This window comes from Bradyrhizobium sp. CCGB20 (assembly GCF_024199855.1).
Lineage (GTDB): Bacteria > Pseudomonadota > Alphaproteobacteria > Rhizobiales > Xanthobacteraceae > Bradyrhizobium.
This window is the reverse complement of record NZ_JANADN010000001.1, coordinates 4,713,271-4,732,783: the sequence shown is the minus strand read 5'-3', so window position 1 is coordinate 4,732,783 and position 19,513 is coordinate 4,713,271. Positions and strand designations below refer to the sequence as shown.

The following is a 19,513-nucleotide window of genomic DNA, read 5'->3' as shown; positions in this document are numbered from 1 at the left end:
TGGTCGCGGCCGCTCGGGCTAAGCGTAGCGGTCGCGGCCCGGCCAGAACAACAACGCCAGCGTCAGCACGAGATTGACGATGGCGCCGGCGATCGTGCCGGTCTGCTCGTGGCCCATGGCGAGGTGCGGAAACCTCATGGCGCCCACCCTACGGGATCACCGCAGGATCTGGCTCAGGAACAGCTTCGTCCGCGCGTGCTGGGGAGCGGCGAAGAACTCGTTGGGCGTGTTGGCCTCGATGATCTGGCCGGCATCCATGAACACGACGCGGTTGGCGACCTCGCGGGCAAAGCCCATCTCGTGGGTGACAACTAGCATGGTCATGCCCTCCTCTGCGAGGTCGACCATGGTGTCGAGCACTTCCTTGACCATTTCAGGATCGAGCGCCGAGGTCGGCTCGTCGAACAGCATCACCTTCGGGTTCATCGTCAGCGCCCGGGCGATCGCGACGCGCTGTTGCTGGCCGCCCGACATCTGTCCCGGAAACTTGTTGGCCTGGTGCGGGATCTTGACCCGCTCCAGGAATTTCATCGCGTTGACCTCGGCGTCCTTCTTCGGGATGTTGCGCACCCAGATCGGCGCCAGCGTACAGTTCTCCAGCACGGTCAGATGCGGGAACAGGTTGAAACTCTGGAACACCATGCCGACCTCGCGGCGGACCGCATCGACGTGCTTCAGGTTCGGACCGAGCTCGATGCCGTCGACGACGATCTCGCCCTCCTGGAATTCCTCGAGCGCGTTGATGCAGCGGATCAACGTCGACTTGCCCGAGCCCGAGGGGCCGCAGATCACGATGCGCTCGCCCTTCTCGACCTCGAGGTCGATGTCGCGCAGAACGTGAAACTCGCCGTACCATTTGTTGAGGCCGGAAATCTTGACGATGGGGTCGGACATGGTGACCTCGATCAGTTGCGACGGTGAGCGTTGAGGCGATGCTCGACGAAGAGCGAGTAGCGCGACATTCCAAAGCAGAAGATGAAGTAGATGATACCGGCGAACGCAAAGCCGGTGAAGGCGGTCGACGGCGTCGACCATTTCGGATCCGAGAACGACGCCCGGAGCGAGCCCAGCAAGTCGAACAGCGCCACGATCGAGACCAGCGACGTATCCTTGAACAGCGAGATGAAGCTGTTGACGAGGTTCGGAATGACGTGGCGCAGCGCCTGCGGCAGCACGATCAGCGAGGTTGTCTTCCACCAGGACAGCCCGAGGGCTGCGGCGGCCTCGCCCTGCCCGCGCGGGATCGCGGCGAGCCCGCCGCGGACGTTCTCGGCCTGATAGGCGCCCGTGAACAGCGCGATGCCGATCAGCGCGCGCACCAGGCCGTCGACCGTGAAATTGCCCGGCAGGAACAAGGGCAGCATGTAGGTCGCGAAGAACAGCACGGTTATCAGCGGCACGCCGCGCCAGAACTCGATGAAGGCGATCGAGAAGATCCGGATCAGCGGAATGGTCGAGCGGCGGCCGAGCGCCAGCGCGATGCCGATCGGCAGCGAGGTGACGATGCCGGTCACGGAGACCACCAGCGTCACCAGCAGCCCGCCCCACAGATTCGTCGATACGACCGGCAGGCCGCCGTGGTCGAGCCCCATCAGCTTGATCACGATCGCGATGGCGACGAAGCTGGCGACGCTGGAGGCCAGAGCCCGCCCGCCGGTGCGAACGCCGCCGCCGAGAACGCAGGCGATCAGGGAAACGATCGCGGCCGTGATGGTGAAATCGGCCCAGACCGACTGGCCCGTCCCCTGGAGCTGGTCACGCAGCCAGGTCAGCGGAAAGATCAGCCAGTAGATCGCCGTGCCGACCAGCACGATGAAATTGCCGACAATCCAGAAGAGCGGTGCGATGGCCGAGGTCTTGCTGAGACCGAGCAGAGCCTGCCCGGCGCCGATGATGCTGTCGTCGAACAATTGCAGCAGGCTCGCCGTCCAGCTCAGGCCAAACCCCTTGATGCCGCCGCCGTGCAGCAGGAAGAAGGCGACCACCGGAAAGGCGAAGAAGAACAGGCTGGCGTTCAGGCCCTTCGCGGGGAGGCGCGGAATGAGCAGCGGCAGCAGCAGGGCTGCCGCCAGGATCAGGGAGAGGTTGACGCGCCAGCGCTCGGCCTCGGGATAGAAGCCGTAGATCAGCTGCGGCAGCTTGGCCTGGATGTAGGGCCAGCAGGCGCCGACCGCGAAGCCGGCGTTCTCGGTCAGGCACGCCGTGCGGTCCTTGCCGGTCCAGACCGCATCGACCATCAGGAACCTGACGGAGGGAACGATGGTGAACCAGAGCAGCAAGGCACCCACGATCGTGAGCAGGATGTTGGTCGGCGAATTGAACAGGCGGGTGCGCACGAGGCCGATGAAGCCCGTGGTCTTCACCGGTGCGGGACGCTCCGTGAGCAGATCCTGGCGGACGTAGGCGGACGAGGTGATATCGCTCATGCGCCGAGGCTCCGGCTGACGCGCCAACCGTAGACGCTCATGATCGCGCTGGTGAGCAGCGAGATCAGGAGGTAGACGCCCATCGTCATGGCAATGATCTCGATCGCCTGCCCGGTCTGGCTCAGCGACGTGCCGGCGAAGACCGAGACCAGGTCAGGATAGCCGATCGCGACCGCCAGCGAGGAATTCTTGGTGAGGTTGAGGTACTGGTTGGTCAGCGGCGGAACGATCACGCGCATCGCCTGCGGCACGACGATCAGGCGGAGCGTGGTGCCGCGGCTGAGGCCCAGCGAGGATCCCGCCTCCATCTGTCCCTTGTGGACGGACAGGATGCCGGCACGCACGATCTCGGCGATGAAGGCGGCGGTGTAGGTCGACAGCGCCAGCGTCAGCGCCACGAATTCCGGGATGATCCGCGAGCCGCCGGCGAAATTGAAACCCTTGAGCTGCGGCATCTCGAAGGTGAAGGGCAGACCAAACACCAGCATGGTGGCGAGCGGCAGTCCGAACAGCAGCGCGAGCACATAGGGCCAGATCCGGATCATCTGCCCGCGCTGGAACAGCGCGCGCCGCGCATAGATGCGCAAGGCCAGCGCCGCCACGATGCCGAGGGCCAGCATTGCCAGGAACGGCTCGAAGCCGCTCTCGCCGATCGGACGCGGAATGACGAGGCCGCGGTTGCTGATGAAGGCGACGCCCAGCAGCGAGATGCTCTGCCGCGGATTAGGCAGGGCCGCGAGCACCGCCAGGTACCAGAACAGGATCTGGAACAGTACCGGCAGGTTGCGGCCGATTTCGACATAGATCTCGCCGACGCGCGACAGCAGCCAGTTCGGCGACAGCCGGCACAACGCGACGATGAAGCCGATCACGGTGGCGAAGAAGATGCCCACCACCGAGACCACGAGCGTGTTCAAAAGCCCGACCACGAACACGCGCAGGAACGTGTCCGAGCCGGTGTAGGAGATCAGGGTCTGGTTGACGTCGAAGCCGGCATTGTTCCGCAGGAAACCGAAGCCGGCGGCGATGTGCTGGTTTTCGAGGTTGGCCCGGGCATTGGAGACGATCTCATAGCCAATCCAGCCCAGGATCGCCGCGAAGGCAAACTGGACGGCGACGCCGTTCCAGCCTGCCTTGCCGCCCAGAATGCGCCTGATCTTCAGCGCGATCTGGGCCGGCGGTTTTCGAGCCTCGGTGCTCATCGCCGCGGATCAGGCGGGATCAGCGGATCGGCGGCGCGTACTGGAGACCGCCCTTGTTCCAGAGATTGTTGAGACCGCGATTGATGGCGAGCGGCGAACCGGCGCCGACATTGCGGTCGAACACTTCGCCGTAATTGCCGACGGCCTTCACGATCCGGACCACCCAGTCCTTGGTCAGGCCGAGCTGTTCGCCGAAATTACCGTCGCTGCCGAGCACGCGCTTCAGCTCCGGATTTTCCAGTTTCGCCTTCTCGTCGACGTTCTTCGAGGTCACGCCGAGCTCTTCAGTGGTGATCAGGGCGAACAGCGTCCATTTCACGATGTCGAACCATTGGTCGTCGCCGTGGCGCACCATCGGTCCGAGCGGCTCCTTCGAGATGATCTCGGGGAGCACCATGTGATCGTTGGGATTGGCAAGCTTGAGGCGGTTGGCGTACAGGCCCGACTGGTCGGTGGTGAAGACGTCGCAGCGCCCGGCCTCATAGGCCTTGACGGTTTCATCGTTGGTGCCGAACGCGATCACCTCGTACTTCATGTTGTTGGCCTTGAAGTAGTCGGCGAGATTCTGCTCGGTGGTGGTGCCGGTCTGGACGCAGACCGAGGCGCTGTTGAGCTCGAGCGCCGAGTTCACCTTGAGCGACTTCTTCACCATGAAGCCCTGCCCGTCATAATAGGTGACGCCGGTGAAGTTGGCGCCGAGCGAGGTGTCGCGCGAGATGGTCCAGGTGGTGTTGCGCGAGAGCACGTCGATCTCGCCGGATTGCAGCGCCGTGAAACGGTCCTTGGCGGACAGCGGCACGTACTTGACCTTGGTCGCATCGTTGAAGATCGCCCCGGCGATCGCGCGGCAGAGGTCGACGTCGAGCCCGGTCCAGTTGCCCTTGTCGTCGGGCGAGGAGAAGCCGGGCAGGCCCTGGCTGACGCCGCAGGACAGCATGCCCCGATCCTTGATGGTCTTGAGCGTTTGCGCATCGGCGGCCTGGGCGGAGAGGCCGGCGGCGAGAGCAAGAGTGAGAGCCAGGGTTACGCGTTTCATGGGCTGAAGGCCTTTCAAAGTCGTCTCAAGGTCAGGAATGTCGTCTTTGGGATCGTCTCTGCCAGGGCTAGCCGCATCAAGACTAGCCTTGCAAGAGTCGTGCTGGAAAACCTTGCCGAACACTCGCCGATCCCGGGAGGCCATACCTTAATCCCCGCCGCAGGCGCCCGCCGTCATGTTATGGCTGTGGCGCAAGGTTCGGTCAGACGATGGATCGAAGGTCGCGGCAGCCCCTCAACATGCGGCGACTGAATAGCACCTGCGCATCTCAGAACGACTGGCGAGCCGGGTCAAGGGGTTGACGGGACTCTTCTGTGTTCTGTTATTAACGGCAGCGGCCTTTCGGCCGGCCCGCGGGTGCGGTGCGCCCGGTGGAAACGCGCTTTTGAAAGCAGACGCATGGATTCCTCGCACTCCTCCCAGCAGCAGGCCGAGACCCGGCTGGTCACCTCCGGCCGCGACACCAAGGCGCAGAAGGGGTTCGTCAATCCGCCGGTGTTCCACGGCTCGACTGTGCTCTATCCGACCGCCGAGGACCTGCACGCCCATCGCGGCGAGTTCACCTATGGCCGCCATGGTTCCCCCACCACCAAGGCGTTTCAGGAGACGCTGATGGCGCTGGAGGGGCCGCAATGCGCCGGCGTCGGCATCGTGCCGTCGGGGCTGTCGGCAATCTCCACCACCCTGCTCTCGGTGCTGAAGACCGGCGACCACATCCTGGTCTGCGACAACGTCTATCGGCCCTCGCGCAATTTCTGCAACGGCATGCTCGCCCGTCTTGGCATCGAGACAACCTATTTCGATCCGATGATCGGCGCCGGCATCGACAAGCTGTTCAAGCCCAACACGAGCGCCGTGCTGGTGGAGGCGCCGGGCTCGCAGTCGTTCGAGATGCCCGACATCCGCGCCATCGCCGACGTCGCGCATGCGCGCGGCGCGCTCGTCATCGACGACAACACCTGGGCGACGCCGCTCTATCACCGCTCGCTCGATCAGGGCGTCGACATCAGCATGCAGGCTGCCACCAAATATATCGGCGGCCATTCCGACATCATGTTCGGCACCATCTCGGCCAACGCCAAGGCCTGGCCGCAGATCGCCGAAGGCATCCGCCTGCTCGGTGTGTGCGCGGGTCCCGACGACGTCTTCCTCGCACTGCGCGGCCTGCGCACGCTGTCGGTGCGGTTGGCGCAGCATCATCGCTCCGGCCTTGACATGGCACGCTGGCTCGCGGCCAGACCCGAGGTCGCGCGCGTGCTGCATCCGGGGCTTGAGACCGATCCCGGTCATGCGATCTGGAAGCGCGACTTCACCGGCGCCTCGGGCCTGTTCAGCATCGTCTTGAAGCCGGCACCGCAGACCGCCGTCGACACCATGCTCAACACGCTCAAGCTGTTCGGCATGGGTTTTTCCTGGGGCGGCTTCGAGAGCCTTGCGATTCCCTTCGACTGCGACGCCTATCGCACCGCGACCAAATGGGCGCCCGGCGGCCCTACCCTGCGTCTGCATATCGGCCTCGAAAGCGTCGACGATCTCAAGGCCGATCTCGATCGAGGCTTCGCTGCCCTCAAGGCGGCAATGTGAGCCTGCTCACAAGGCATCTCGCTCGGGGACGCGGCAATCGCGCCCCGGGAACGTGCAGCCCCCGCAAACGTTAACGCTGATGCGCCAACAAAGGGTTTGATCCCCAAGCGTTTGGCGCTAGCTTCACCAATCGACTCTAATCCGGACACGGAGCATGGGAACGTTGGTTCTGCTCGATCTGATGGGCGGCGTGGCGCTGTTGCTGTGGGGCCTGCACATGGTCCACAGCGGGATTCTGCGCGCCTTTGGCCCGGACCTGCGGCGGCTGCTTGGCAAGGCGCTCGGCAACCGGTTCAACGCGTTCGCCGCCGGGCTAGGCCTCACCGCGCTGCTCCAGAGCAGCACGGCGACGGCGCTGATCACCAGCTCATTCGCGGCCGAAGGCCTCGTCAGCGTCTCCGCCGCGCTCGCCATCATGTTGGGCGCCAATGTCGGCACGACGCTGATCGTGCAGGTGCTGTCGTTCAACATCGCAGCCGTCGCGCCGGTCCTGTTCGTGCTCGGGCTCGTTGCCTTCAGGGCCGGCCCGCGGTCGCGGATCAAGGATGTCGGCCGCGTCTTCATCGGGCTCGGGTTGATGCTGCTGTCGCTGCACATCCTGCTCGACACGCTGGCGCCGGCGGAGAACGCGCCCGGCGTTCGTGTCATGATGTCGGCGATCACGGGCGATCCCGTGCTCTGCATCTTCATCGCCGCGCTCGTCACCTGGGCGGTGCATTCGAGCGTCGCCAGCGTGCTGCTGATCATGTCGCTGGCCTATTCGCAGTTCATCACGCCGTACGCAGCCCTCGCGCTGGTGTTGGGGGCCAATCTCGGCAGCGCCATCAATCCCGTGTTCGAGGGCGCCAGGCGCGACGATCCCGCGAGCTACCGCCTGCCGCTCGGCAACCTCGCCAACCGCGTGATCGGGATCGCGCTGGTGCTGCCATTCCTGAATGGGATCGCCGAGCACATGCACGCCTGGCAGCCGGATCTTGCCAGGATGACGGCGGCGTTCCACATCGCATTCAACGTCGGCACGGCCGTGATCTTCATCGGCCTGCTCGACACCATGTCCCGGCTCCTGACCCGGCTGCTGCCCGATCGCGTCCGGGAAGACGACCCGGCCCGGCCGCGCTATCTCGACGAGAGCGCGCTGGAGACGCCGTCACTGGCGCTCGCCGACGCCGCGCGCGAGACCCTGCGCATGGGCGATCTCGTCGAGGTCATGCTGCGCAAGGTGATGGCGGCGATGATGACGGGCGACCGCGCGCTGGTCGACCAGGTCACGAAGACGGACAATGTCGTCGACGGCCTCGATGAGGCCATCAAGCTCTATGTGACGAAACTGACACGCGGCAGTCTCGACGAGAGCGAGGGCCGGCGCGCGATGGAGATCATCTCCTTCGCCATCAACCTCGAGCATATCGGCGACATCATCGACAAGAATCTGAGCGAGCTCGCCACCAAGAAGATCAAGCGGCGCTTCCAGTTTTCGGCCGAGGGCGCCGAGGAGCTGGCCGCCTTCCACAAGCGCACGATGGACTCGCTGCGCATCGCCTTCGGCGTCTTCATGTCGGGCGATGCCAACGAGGCGCGCAAGCTGCTGGTCGAGAAGACGGCGCTGCGCAACACCGAGCTTGCCGCCGTCGAGCGCCACCTCGACCGCCTGCGCGAGGGCCGCCCCGAGACCATCGAGACCACCTCGCTGCATCTGGACGTGCTGCGCGACCTGCGCCGCATCCACTCGCATATCTGCTCGGTCGCCTATCCGGTGTTGGACGCGGCCGGTGAGCCCTATCGCCGGACCGAGGCGGAGACGGCCGCCCTGCCCGCGTCGGGCGCGGCGTCGGCGTTGCCGCGCTAGCGGAACGCCTCAGCGATCCGCCGTCGCGGACGCGCGGCCGCGGTTCTTGATGATCAGCATGATGTTGCGGATATAGATGATGGTCGCGAGCGCCTGCCCGAGGATGATGACGGGCTCGCGCTTCACGACGCCGTAGACCAGCGTCATCAGCCCGCCGCCCATCGAGCAGAACCAGAACGCCATCGGCACCACGCTGTTGCCGGCACGTTCGCTCGCGATCCACTGCACCAGGAAGCGCGCGGTGAAGAACAGCTGAGCGACGAGGCCGAACGCCAGCCAGAAATCGAACTTGGCGACGAAGACGTCGTACAGATAATTGCTCAACGCCTGACCGTATTGGATGATCATGCCTGCACCTCAGTCACATCTGGTGTCGGCTTCTTGCGGCGGATCAGCCACCACACGCCGGCGAGATCCATGATGCCGATCCACAGCCGGTCGAAGAAACCATAGTTCGACACGCCGGAATGGCGCGGCCGGTCGATCACGTCGACATAGGCGATCTCGTAGCCCTCGCGGCGCACCAGCGCCGGCAGGAAGCGATGCAGCCCGTCGAAATAGGGCATCATCAGGAACACCTCGCGCCGGAACGCCTTCAGCCCGCAACCGGTGTCGCGCGTGCCGTCCTTCAGGATGCCGTTGCGGACCCCGTTCGCCACCCGTGACTGCAATTTCTTGAAACCGGTGTCCTTGCGTCCGACACGCTGGCCGGCCGCGAGGCCCACCCGCCCGGCGCCCTTCTCCACCGCCGCGATCAGATCGGGCAGGAAGGCGGGATTGTTCTGGCCGTCGCCGTCGAGCGTCGCCACGATCGCGCCGCGCGCTGCGCGCACGCCGCTGCGCACTGCTGCGGATTGGCCGCCTGATCTGGCATGGCGGAGCTGGCGCAGATTGTCCCGCTGCTTCATGATCGCGCCGAGCCGCTCGCCTGTCGCGTCCGTCGAACCGTCATTGACGTAGATGATCTCATAGGCCCAGCGGCCGTCGAGCGCCGCGCCGATCTCCTCGATCAGGGGCGCGATGTTGTCGGCTTCGTTGCGCACGGGAACGACGATGGAAACCGAAGGCTGGGACGTCGACAAATGAAGCTCGTGGTTGGAATTGGCCTGCAACTTGCGGAACCGGCGGTCCCGGCAGGCAGCCGCTTTTATGGGGCGGATGCCCCGTGGGCAACCCTTTTGAGGCGGCCCGAGACTGCCCCCGCAAGAGGCACAATGGTGCCGTCGGCGCGGATGGCAAAGCCGAGTCTGCGGGCCGCGAACCAGTAGCGCACCGCCATGGCGCCGACCGTGCCGACCAGGGCGCCGGCCACGACATCGCTCGGGTGATGCGCGAGCAGCACCAGCCGCGTCAGCAGGATCACGATTGCGTAAGTGAACATGAACACGCGCAGGCGCGGCCACAGCGCCGAGACCGCAAACGCCAGCGCGAACGCCGTCACCGCATGACCTGACGGCAGGCTGGCATAAGCCCCCGTACCCTCGAACGGGATGAAGTTGAACGGATTGGCCTTGCCGCCGACGAACGGACGTCCGCGGCCGATGAGATATTTCAGGATCTCGGCAACGAACACGGACAGGGCAACAGACAGAAACAGGAACTGCAGCCGCGTGCCGAGGCCGAGCAGCAGCGCGCGGCGCGTGCCATGCAGCCCGGCTGCAACGAGCGCCACGGTCACCAGCACGATCCCCAACACGGAGAGCACATACTCGTCCTTGCCGAAATCGGTGAGGATGCGGATCGGCCACAGCTCGGGGGTGCCGCGCGCCGGCATCAACTGGATCTCGGTCAGATCGAACGCGACCATCAGCGCGATGACCAGGGCCGCACCGACCGCGCTGAGCCACAGCGAATGCCGCGCCAGCTTTCGCGCGGCTTCGGCGCGGCGCGAATGCGAAGGCGTGCGGACGAGCTGCGCCAGGGAACGGCCCGACACCGCGAGCAATTGCGCGGGATAGCCCGGGCGCGGCGTGGTGTCGGTTGGGGCCGGCATCCTACTCGGTGCCTTCCGAGCGGAAGATCGAGATCGAGATCGCGCGGCCCTGCGAGAAATTATAGCCGTCGATGCGCGCGCCGACCTTGTAGCGCAGCCCGATCGCCTCGGCGCGCTGCACGAAGCCGCGCTCCGAGCGCTGCTCGATCAGCGCGAAGCGGCAGCTGCCCTGCCGCAGGAAATCCGCCGCGCCCGAGCCGTCGGTGAGCAGCGTCTGCGTGCCCGTCAGGAATACGAGGCTCGGCTCGTGATAGCCGGCCGCAGCCGCCTTCGGCCCGACGCAGGTGACGTTGCGAAGTGCACGCGCGATCTCGATGCTCGGAAACAGCGGGGTCAGCGACGGCAGCACGATGCCGTAGACCGTGAATGCGAGCATCAGAGCTGCGACCAGCGCGTTCAGCACCGAGCGTTCGGCACGGTTGGTGTCGAACAGCCACCAGGCGAACAGGCCGAAGATCAGCGATGCCGCGATGAACGGCCAGGCCACGAAGGCCGGCTGCCGCGTCAGCACCACCGCGCCGACGACGGCGATGATCGAGCCGAGTGCAGGGATCGCGAACCACCAGGCCGAGCCGCGCATCAGCCAGGACCGCGACAGCACGCGCCGCTCCAGCGCACCGACAGTGAGGATCGCGATCGCCGGGTACAGCGGCAGCACGTAATGCGGCAGCTTGGTCAGCACCGCCTCGAACACGATCCAGGACGGGACCAGCCAGGCCAGCAGGAACTGCGCGCCGGGCTCGCGCCGCGCGCGCCAGACCGCAGGGGCCGCCATCGCCGCAAGCGGCGCGCCGGGCCAGAACGTGATCCAGAACAGCGCCAGATACAGTCCGGGCGGCGCGCCATGGGATTCCTGGGCCCCCAACTTGCTCAGCATGTCGCCGCCGACGGAATCGGCGAAGAAGGCGTCGCCGGCGCGCCAGAAGATCGCGACGAACCACGGCAGCACCAGCACCAGCATCCACATCAGGCCCCAGACGGGGCGCAGCTTCCACAGCCAGGAGGCGTCGCGGTCCTGGATCGCGAGCGCGACGATGGTCAGGCCTGCGAACATCAGGATCAGCGGACCCTTGATCAGGATGCCGACCGCGAGCGCGGTCCAGAAGATCGCCGGCCAGCTCCAGGGCGGATGGGTCTCGTCCTCGGCGCGCTGCCACGACAGATAGGCCCTCGCCATCGCGCCCATCGCGGCTGTCACGCAGAACAGCAGCATCGCATCGGTTTTCGCGAGGCGCGCCTCGACGCCGAGCAGCACGGAGGCGCACATCAGGAGCGCGGCGAGCACCGCGGCGCGCCGCGTGACGAAGCCGAGCGCGGCCCAATAGGTCATGAGCACGGCGCCGATCGCGCCGATCAGCGACGGCAGCCGGTAGACCCAGATCCGCAATTCGGCCTTCGGCAGCTTCAGCGCGGAGGCGGCTTCAACGGCGGCCGATTGCAACCAGTAGATGCCGACCGGCTTCTTGTAGCGGACGTCCTCCTGGAAGCGGATGTCGACAAAGTCGCCGCTCTCGACCATCTGCTTGGTGGCCTGGGCGAAGCGCGCCTCGTCGCGGTCAACAGGCGGGATGGTGAAGAAGCCCGGCAGGAACAGCAGCAGCGCGCACAACAGCAGGAAGCCGACCGCGCGGGCGTGACTGGCCGTGGCGACATCGAGCATGGACACCAGCCGGCTACCCGGATTCACGGGTGATTTCGGCTCGCGGGGGGCTCCAAAACGGGGAGTTGGGTAGGTCTCGGCCATTGGTTCCGCTTACGCTGAAACCGCCATCGCTACAACCGCTTGAGGCAAGGTCATTGAATTCGAATGACAACTGTGTCCGCGGCGCCCGTGGCATCGATGACGGTCAGCCGCGCAAAGCCCGGACCGGGCGGATCGATCAGGCGTTGACGGCGCCCGTCGATCTCTCCGAGTGACGTTCCATTAACCATGACGGTCATGGGCAGGACGCCGCCGGCGACCTTCACGGGCATGGCCGCGCTCCCCTCGCCGCCGGAACGGTCGACGTCGATCCGCGAGCCGTTGAGCGGGAACTGGATGTGCAGCGCCTGCTCGCCGCCGGTCCGCACCAGTTCCCCGACCGGGCGGAACCGCTTCAGCGGCAACGGCAACTTGGCGTTGCTGGCGACCAGGGTTCCCTTGGGCGGCTTCGGTAGCGGGACCATTGTCTTGCCGGTCCGGGCGAAGGTGTCGAACAGGATCGGCGCGGCGGCGACACGGCCGATCAGGCCGGGAACCGGGGCGCCGTCGGGACGGCCGACCCAGACGCCGATGGTCATGCGGCCATCGAAGCCGACCGACCAGGCGTCACGATAGCCGTAGGAGGTGCCGGTCTTGAAGGCGATACGGTTGTGGGCGGCATTCTCCGGCGGCGGCGTGCCCAGCAGCACGTTGCCGACCTGCCAGGCTGCGACCTGGTCCAGCAGCCGCAGCGGCTCGCGGTCGTCTTTGTCGGCCACGATCTCGCGCAACGGCTTGGTGGTGCCTAGCCGGGAGAAACCCGTATAGAGCTGGGTGAGATCCTGGAGCGTCACACCGACACCGCCGAGGCCCATGGCGAGCCCCGGCGCCTCGTCCTTGGGCAGGACCAGATTGCCGCCGGCCTGCCGCAGCCGCGATGTCAGCCGGCTCGCGCCGACGCGGTCGAGCAGCACGATCGCCGGCACGTTCAGCGATAGCTGCAGCGCCTTCTTCACCGGCACCGTGCCCTGGAACGTCATGTCGAAATTTTCCGGCGCGTACGAGCCGAAGCGGACCGGGCGGTCGTCGATCAGGCTGTCGGGGTGGACAAAACCGTCCTCGAAGGCAAGACCATAGATGAACGGTTTGAGCGTCGAGCCCGGCGAACGGATGGCGCGGGTCATGTCGACCTGCCCTGCCCGGCTCTCGTCGAAATAATCGGCAGAGCCGATGCGCGCGAGCACGTCGCCGCTCTCGTTATCGACCACGATGATGCCGACCGAGATGTTAGGTCCGAGCGCAATGGCGCGGTCGCGCGCCAGCGGCTCCAGCACCTTCTGGAGATTGGCATCCAGCGTCAGCTTGATGATGGGCGTGTCCTTGACCGTCGACAGCGCCGTATCGGAGGCATGCGGCGCCAGGATCGGCATCGGCTTGCGCAGCTTCGGCACGGGCACGGCCTTGGCCTGTGCCGCATCGTCAGCGCTGACGACATGCTCCGCGACCATGCGGTCGAGCACGCGGTCGCGGGCCTTGCGCGCCGCCTCGGGATGGCGATCGAGCCGGCGCGTCTCCGGCGATTGCGGCAGCGCCACCAGCAGCGCGGCCTCGGCGAGCGACAGCCGCTTCGGCTCCTTGCCGAGATAGGCGATCGATGCGGCCCGTATCCCTTCGAGATTGCCGCCGTAAGGCGCCAGCGCGAGATAGAGGTCGAGGATTTGCTCCTTGCTTAGGCTTCGCTCGATCTCGATCGCGCGAACGATCTGGCGCAGCTTGGCATGGAGCGAGCGCTGCCGCCGCGGCTCCATCAGGCGCGCAAGCTGCATTGAGATGGTCGAGCCGCCCGAGACGATGTGGCCGCGCGTCCCGAGCTGCAACGCCGCGCGCCCCAGCGCGAGCGGGTCGAGACCGTTATGCGCGTAGAAGCGCTGGTCCTCATAGGCGAGCAGCAATTTCAGATAGGTCGGATCGACGTTGGTCCTGGCATCGACCGGCAGCCGCCAGCGGCCGTCGGACATGGCGTAGGCGCGCAACAGCTTGCCGTTGCGGTCGACGATGGTGGTGGAGACCTGCCGCGCCTCGTCGAGCGGGAGCGGACCGAGGGAATAGACCCATGCGACGAAGCCGAGGATGGTGAGGATGAAGGTGAATGCAAGAGTGGATAGGACGCGCATGGTCACGCGCCCTGCTCCGCTGCCGTCGTTCCGGGATGGTCCGAAGGACCAGACCCGGAACCTCGAGATTCTCAGGCGCGCAATTGCGCGCCATAGTTCGGTGCTGCGCACCGCCCCGGAATGACGAGAGACTTGGTCGGCTTCGCTCATGCCACCACTCACTTCGCCGTCCGCACCTCGACACTCCCCGTGCCCGTCCGGCCGTAGCGCGAGGGATTGTACATGTCCTCGACATAGGCCTGCGGCAGCACGTATTTGCCCGGCGAGACCGCGCGCACGACATAGGCGACGGTGAAGACCGACTTGGAATCCGAGGCGCGATCGACCGCCGCGGTGAAGCGGTCGTCGCGGAACTCGGTATCTTCAGGCTCCTCGCCGTCCTCGATCCAGTCCAGCGTGCCGCTGTCGCCCGACGACACCAGCTTTGGATTATCGATCTCGAGTCCCGCCGGCAGATAGTCGGACACCATGATGTGGCCGTACTCCGGCTTGGCCTCGGTGATCTTCAGCACCACCGCGAAACGCTGGTTCTGCTTGACCTTGCTGATGTCGGCGGGCTTGCCGTCGAGCGTGAAATAGCTGCGCTCGATCTTGAAGCCGTTCGATGCCGCTGGCTCCGGCGTGACCGGCGAGCCCGACACCGAGACCACCGCCTGCACCGGCGCATCGCCGGTGTTGGTGATCTTCAGCGGCTTGCCCTCCAGCGTCACGGCCTTGTAGCTGCGATACAGCGCGGTCTTGACCGGCTGGCCGTCGACGTCCATGGACAGGTTCTCCCTGGCCAGTGCGCGCGCCGCCAGCACCAGCCATGCATTCTCCTGCGTGGAGGTGTAGGGCGTCAGCCCGCGCGCGGTCTCGACCCGCGACACCGCCTGCGTCAGCGTCGCCTTCGGCGCGTTGCCTTCGCTGGCGAGCGAGACTAGCGCGGCGGCATCGCGAAGCTGCGAGCCGTAGTCGGTGCGGCCGAACTCCAGCGCGGGCTTGGGGGCGAGGCTGTCGAGCGCAGCACCGTAGACGCGTTCAGCACGGTTACGGTCGCCAACCAGCGCCAGCGCGGCCGCAAGCTGCGACTTCGCAATCGGGGTTGCGAGGTTCGAGAGCTTGGTGTCCGCGAGATAGCGGAGGTCGCCGATGGGAGCTGCGCCGTTACGAGCGAGCACATAGAGGCCGTAGGCGAGATCGCGGCCGCCGTCCTTCTCCGGCTCGTTGCCGTTGACGACCGAGTTGCGGATGCGATCCAGGGCGTTCTTGAACAGGACGTCCGGCACCGCAAAGCCCTTTTCGCGGGCGCGGGTGAGGAAGTCCGTCACATAGGCATCGAGCCAGGCATCGTCGCCGCCCGCCGACCACAGGCCAAACGAGCCGTTCGAGCCCTGACGGGCCAGCAGCCGCTCGATGGCGTCGCGGATGCGCTGGTCCACTTCGGTGTCCATGGCCAGATGCGCGCCGGCGGCGAGGTCGTTGACATAGAGCAGCGGCAAGGCGCGGCTCGTGATCTGTTCCGAGCAGCCATAGGGATAGCGATCGAGCGCCTTGAGGATCGTCGCGGCGTCGAGCGCCGTTGACAGGCTCGCCGAGACCGAGACGCTGCCGGTGCCCGGCACGAGATCGGAGAACATGTCCGAGGTCAGCGTTAGGCTCTCGCCCTTCGCCAGCGTCCGGATCGAGCGCCGCGCCAGCACCTGGGTCGCCGCCTTGACGTCGAGCGCATAGTGGCGCGCCAGCGCAAGTCCGTTCGGTCCCTTGATGTCGACGTCGAGCGTCGCCTGCCCCGCTGCGGTCGCGTCGATCGCAAGCGCGAACGAATTACGCTGCTTGGCGGCGAGCTTGACCGTGGTCGCGGGATTGCCCGATATCTTCACCGGTCCGCCGGTCTTCACGTTGATGACGTAGTCGCCGGCCTGGCCCTCGACATTGTCGATCTCGAGATTGACCGTGCCATGGTCGCCATTGAGCAGGAAGCGCGGCAAGGTCGTGGTCAGCACCACGGGATCGCGGATCACGACATCAATGTTGGCGCGGCCGAGCTTGGTCGCAGTCCACGCCACCGCCATCACGCGCGCGGTGCCGGCGAACTCCGGAATATCGAAGCTCACTTCGGCAGTACCGTCGGCAGCGACGGTGACGACGCCCGAATAGAGCGCCAGCGGCTTTTGCGCGGGCGGCGAGCCCTGCAATTCGCCAGCACCGGCATCGCCCCCGGACTTGATCTGTCCGCGCGTGCCCGACATGCCGTCGATCAGCTGCCCGTAGAGGTCGCGGATCTCTGCGCTGAGGCGGCGCTGGCCGAGATAGTAATCATCAGGCGCCGGTGGCTTGTAATTGGTCAGGTTGAGAATGCCGACATCGACCGCCGCGATCACGACCTTGGCGTCCTCGCCGGGATTGAGCCCGTCGAGCTTGACCGGGATCTTCAGCATCGCATTCGGCCGGATCAGCGCCGGCGGCGTCAGCTTCACCTGGAGCGTGCGAGTCTGCTTGTCGATGCCGAACCATTTCAGCCCGATCGCCCGGCCCGGCATGCGTTGGGCCGCCGCGTCGAGCGGACGGCGCAGCGTCGCCACCACATAGGCGCCGGTGCCCCAGTCCTTGCCGACCGGCAGCTTGACCTGCGCGGTGCCTTCCTTGACGTCGATAGTCTGCGTCGTCAGCAGGCGGTCGCCGAGCACGTTGACGGTGAGCTTGCCGGCGCTGCGGACATTCACCGACACCGTCATGGTTTCGCCGGAGGAATATTGCGGCTTGTCGATCGAGGTCTCCAGCAGGTCCGGCGTGTCGGCGCTGCCGTCGGAATACCAGCCGACGTCGAACTGCACCGAGGTCACCGGGCCGTCGGCGTCGTTGGACTTCACATCCAGCCGATAGCGGCCGGGCTGCGGGGCGAGCGAGATCCGCGACGGCTTGTCGGCAGCGATCGTCACGTCACCGTCGGAGACGCGCGAGGTCGACTTGACCGGCTCGTACTCCCAGTAATTGTTCTGACGATACCACTGGTAGCGCGACTCCATCTTCAGGAGCTCGTAACGCAGGCCGTCACGGCGCAGCCTCTCGCCCTCGGGCGAGACGAACACGACATCGAACTCGGCCTTGTCGCCCTCGGCAACGTTCTTGTCGCCGAATAGCGGCTTGATGCCGATCATCGCGCTTGCGGGCGCGACCGGCAGCACGATCTTGCGCTCGACGGCGCGGCCGCCAGTCTCGACCATGCGGACGAAGATCTGCGCCTCCTGCGGCCGGGTTGAGGCCGGCTGCTTGTCCAGCGTCACCGGGAAGGTCGCAACGCCGTTGGCGTCGGCTTCGGGCAAATTCTCCAGCGGCGTGCGCTCGTTCGAGGTGGTCTCCTCGTCGGCGACGCCGAACTGATAGCCGGCAAAGCCCGGGCGCTCGCTCGCGGGCGCGACCAGCATGTCACCTTCGAGCTGGAGGCCAGAGGCCGGCGCGCCATAGAGGAAATGGCCGTCCGCCTTAAGCTCCACTGGAGCGTTAGCTTTGATCACCTTGTCCTTGGCGGACAAATCAAATTCGATCCGATCGGGAACGTAGTCCTCGACCATGAAGGTGGTTTCGCCGACCGACGAGCCCTTTGGGTCGGTGAAGGCGCGCACCCGCCAGGTCCCGGTCGGGACAGCCGAGTTGAGCGGCACCGCGAGCGTGCGGCCGCCGGCGCCCTGGTCGGACAGCACGGCGCGGCGGAATTCGACGCCGTCGGGGCGCTCGATCACCAGCGTCATCGGCCCGCCGGTGACGGCATTGCCCTGCCCGTCGCGCAAGAGCGCGGTGAGATAGACGGTCTCGCTGGAGCGATAGACGCCGCGTTCGGCATAAACAAAAGCGTCTGCTCCAACAGGCACGGCGCGGCCGGAGACGCCGCGGTCGGACAGGTCGAAGGCGGAGGTCTTCAGGCTGAGGAAGGCATAGTCGGCCTTCTCGCCCGTGACCGTCAGCATCGCCGGCGACAAGCCGCCCTCGCCGCGCGCAAGGCCCGACTCGAACAGCACATGGCCGCTGTCGTCGGTCTTGCGGGTGGCCAGGATCTCGTTGTTGCGGGCGATCAGCCGCACCTCGGCTTTGCCGACCGGATCGGTCGAGGCCAGCGAATTGACGAAGACGTGGATGCCGTCATTGCCGGAATAGGCTGTGACCCCAAGGTCGGAGACGATGAACCATTGGGTGGCGAGCTGGGATTCGTCGTCCGAGCCTGGCCCCTTGGCGGCGGCGGTCATCACGTAGACGCCTGGCTGGAGCTCGCCCAGCGCCTGGTCGACGGGGAATGCGGTGGTGACGTCCTGGTTCAGCGTCATCGCGGTCGCAAGCTCGCCGGTCCAGACCTTGACGCCGCGCTCGCCGCCGAGATCCGAGAGCTGGTAGCGCGACAGCGTCTTCTGGAAATCGCTATCGACGACCGTATTGATCAGATTGCGGTCGCCGATCCTGAACACGTTGACGTTGACCGCGGGCGTGTTGACGCTGACCACGGGAATGCCGCGCTGGCCGGTCCTGGGCAGCACATAGGCGCGGCTGGTGAAGCGCACGAAGGGTTTGCGATCACGCACATAGACGTTGAACTCGGCCGATTTCGGCAGGCCTTCCTTGACGGTGGACGGCAGGCCGGCGCGCAGATTGATGTTGTAGCGTTCGCCATGCTTCAGCCCGTCGACGCAGAGCTGCTTGCCCTCGGCCGACAGCGCCGGCTTGTCCTGGCCCGCCAGCGCGAGGTACGGCGCGAAATCGGTGCGCTTGGCGAGCTCTTCCGAGAACTGGAAGCAGGCGCGCGGGCTCGCCGAATCCGAGTCCACGGTATAGTCGAGCAGCCGAAAACCGTGCTCGTCCCGCATCTTCTCATACTGGCCGCGGACGTCGGCGACCTCGCGCATGTCGAGCGACAGCCGCAGCGCGTCCAGCGCCGGCCGCCACAGCTTGCGTTCGGCAAGCGACTTGCCGAGCACGGCGAGCGCGTCGGCCTCCTCGCCCGGGTTGCCGGCACGCTGATAGGCGATGTAGGCGGCGGTCGAGGCGCGCTCCAGAAGGAAGGTCTGCTCGCTCGAGCTCTTCGGCGAGATCTGGAAGATGACCTTGGCGAGCCGCAGCCAGTTGCCGTTATCCTCCGGTGTGGTGGCCGCGATCTGCCCGAGCACCGACAGCCCGGTGCGGTAGTCGTTGCGGCGGAAGGCGGCGTCGGCGTCGGTGCGCAGGGTCGCGCTGGTCTTGGCGACCGGCCCCGCCTCGCTCTTGATCTGCGCCTCCAGCTTGATCGCGGAATCGGCAAGATCGTCGCGCTTGAACGCCTTGTCGGCGGCGTGCGCCGCGCTGAGGCCGAACGCCAGCGTGGCGCAGATTGTGACGGCGCGAACCAGACCGATCATGAGGGACTCCCGGAAATCACGGCGAACGCCGCGTGCGCATGAAGTGCGCGGAAAGGTGACAGACTCAAGGCGATGGAACCAGAGGTGCTAATCGTCGCATTCGCCATGACAAGGCAAGCCCAGAGGAGACCGATCGAGATATCGCCGCGCACGCCGTCCTGATGGCGCAGCCCTACCTGACCCGTCGACCGGCGGCCGTGTCCCGGAA

12 protein-coding genes are annotated in these 19,513 nt (G+C 66.1%); 2 read left to right on the top strand and 10 right to left on the bottom strand.

What is annotated here, in order from left to right:
- Positions 1-156: 156 nt before the first annotated feature.
- From NLM15_RS21920 to NLM15_RS21905, 4 genes are read right to left on the bottom strand one after another with little or no spacing between them, the layout of a single operon-like run.
- Entirely contained in the window at positions 157-894 is a 738-nt protein-coding gene (locus tag NLM15_RS21920; RefSeq protein ID WP_254119306.1) for an amino acid ABC transporter ATP-binding protein, read from the bottom strand.
- Positions 895-905: 11 nt separating this feature from the next.
- Positions 906-2,426: an amino acid ABC transporter permease gene (locus NLM15_RS21915; RefSeq protein WP_254119305.1), complete on the bottom strand. Its 1,521-nt coding sequence runs from the start codon at positions 2,424-2,426 to the stop codon at positions 906-908.
- Complete coding sequence (locus tag NLM15_RS21910) at positions 2,423-3,628, bottom strand: amino acid ABC transporter permease (RefSeq protein ID WP_254119303.1); 1,206 nt, start codon at positions 3,626-3,628, stop codon at positions 2,423-2,425. Before NLM15_RS21910 ends, NLM15_RS21915 begins: the two co-directional genes overlap by 4 nt.
- A gap of 19 nt (positions 3,629-3,647) precedes the next feature.
- Positions 3,648-4,664 carry an amino acid ABC transporter substrate-binding protein gene (locus NLM15_RS21905; RefSeq protein WP_254119302.1) on the bottom strand — a complete coding sequence of 339 codons (1,017 nt, stop codon included), beginning with the start codon at positions 4,662-4,664 and terminating at the stop codon, positions 3,648-3,650.
- A 399-nt stretch (positions 4,665-5,063) separates the two neighbouring features.
- On the opposite strand from NLM15_RS21905, the gene metC reads away from it, so the two are divergent.
- Complete coding sequence (gene metC / locus NLM15_RS21900; protein WP_254119300.1) at positions 5,064-6,248, top strand: cystathionine beta-lyase; 1,185 nt, start codon at positions 5,064-5,066, stop codon at positions 6,246-6,248.
- A gap of 154 nt (positions 6,249-6,402) precedes the next feature.
- Positions 6,403-8,094 (top strand): Na/Pi cotransporter family protein, encoded by a 1,692-nt coding sequence (locus NLM15_RS21895; protein ID WP_254119298.1) that lies wholly within the window; start codon positions 6,403-6,405, stop codon positions 8,092-8,094.
- A 9-nt stretch (positions 8,095-8,103) separates the two neighbouring features.
- On the opposite strand, the gene NLM15_RS21890 is transcribed toward NLM15_RS21895, so the two are convergent.
- The 6 genes from NLM15_RS21890 to NLM15_RS21865 all read right to left on the bottom strand — a co-directional run bounded on the left by NLM15_RS21890 (position 8,104) and on the right by NLM15_RS21865 (position 19,305).
- Positions 8,104-8,442: a lipid-A-disaccharide synthase N-terminal domain-containing protein gene (locus tag NLM15_RS21890; protein ID WP_254119296.1), complete on the bottom strand. Its 339-nt coding sequence runs from the start codon at positions 8,440-8,442 to the stop codon at positions 8,104-8,106.
- Positions 8,439-9,176: a glycosyltransferase family 2 protein gene (locus tag NLM15_RS21885; RefSeq protein ID WP_254119295.1), complete on the bottom strand. Its 738-nt coding sequence runs from the start codon at positions 9,174-9,176 to the stop codon at positions 8,439-8,441. The genes NLM15_RS21890 and NLM15_RS21885 overlap by 4 nt, the downstream gene beginning before the upstream one ends.
- 65 nt (positions 9,177-9,241) lie before the next feature.
- Positions 9,242-10,087 carry a phosphatase PAP2 family protein gene (locus tag NLM15_RS21880; protein ID WP_254119293.1) on the bottom strand — a complete coding sequence of 282 codons (846 nt, stop codon included), beginning with the start codon at positions 10,085-10,087 and terminating at the stop codon, positions 9,242-9,244.
- 1 nt (position 10,088) lies between these two features.
- A complete protein-coding gene (locus NLM15_RS21875; RefSeq protein WP_254119291.1) occupies positions 10,089-11,831 on the bottom strand; it encodes a glycosyltransferase family 39 protein in 1,743 nt (580 codons plus the stop codon).
- Positions 11,832-11,881: 50 nt separating this feature from the next.
- Positions 11,882-13,942 (bottom strand): penicillin-binding protein 1C, encoded by a 2,061-nt coding sequence (pbpC, locus tag NLM15_RS21870; protein ID WP_254124315.1) that lies wholly within the window; start codon positions 13,940-13,942, stop codon positions 11,882-11,884.
- Positions 13,943-14,100: 158 nt separating this feature from the next.
- Positions 14,101-19,305 carry an alpha-2-macroglobulin gene (locus NLM15_RS21865; RefSeq protein WP_254119290.1) on the bottom strand — a complete coding sequence of 1,735 codons (5,205 nt, stop codon included), beginning with the start codon at positions 19,303-19,305 and terminating at the stop codon, positions 14,101-14,103.
- Positions 19,306-19,513: the final 208 nt, after the last annotated feature.

Excerpts from the sequence above, each read along its gene's own strand:
- NLM15_RS21920 (WP_254119306.1), bottom strand. The coding sequence starts at position 894 with ATGTCCGACCCCATCGTCAAGATTTCCGGCCTCAACAAATGGTACGGC.
- NLM15_RS21915 (WP_254119305.1), bottom strand. The coding sequence starts at position 2,426 with ATGAGCGATATCACCTCGTCCGCCTACGTCCGCCAGGATCTGCTCACG.
- NLM15_RS21910 (WP_254119303.1), bottom strand. The coding sequence starts at position 3,628 with ATGAGCACCGAGGCTCGAAAACCGCCGGCCCAGATCGCGCTGAAGATC.
- NLM15_RS21905 (WP_254119302.1), bottom strand. The coding sequence starts at position 4,664 with ATGAAACGCGTAACCCTGGCTCTCACTCTTGCTCTCGCCGCCGGCCTC.
- metC (WP_254119300.1), top strand. The coding sequence starts at position 5,064 with ATGGATTCCTCGCACTCCTCCCAGCAGCAGGCCGAGACCCGGCTGGTC.
- NLM15_RS21895 (WP_254119298.1), top strand. The coding sequence starts at position 6,403 with ATGGGAACGTTGGTTCTGCTCGATCTGATGGGCGGCGTGGCGCTGTTG.
- NLM15_RS21890 (WP_254119296.1), bottom strand. The coding sequence starts at position 8,442 with ATGATCATCCAATACGGTCAGGCGTTGAGCAATTATCTGTACGACGTC.
- NLM15_RS21880 (WP_254119293.1), bottom strand. The coding sequence starts at position 10,087 with ATGCCGGCCCCAACCGACACCACGCCGCGCCCGGGCTATCCCGCGCAA.
- NLM15_RS21875 (WP_254119291.1), bottom strand. The coding sequence starts at position 11,831 with ATGGCCGAGACCTACCCAACTCCCCGTTTTGGAGCCCCCCGCGAGCCG.
- pbpC (WP_254124315.1), bottom strand. The coding sequence starts at position 13,942 with ATGCGCGTCCTATCCACTCTTGCATTCACCTTCATCCTCACCATCCTC.
- NLM15_RS21865 (WP_254119290.1), bottom strand. The coding sequence starts at position 19,305 with ATGATCGGTCTGGTTCGCGCCGTCACAATCTGCGCCACGCTGGCGTTC.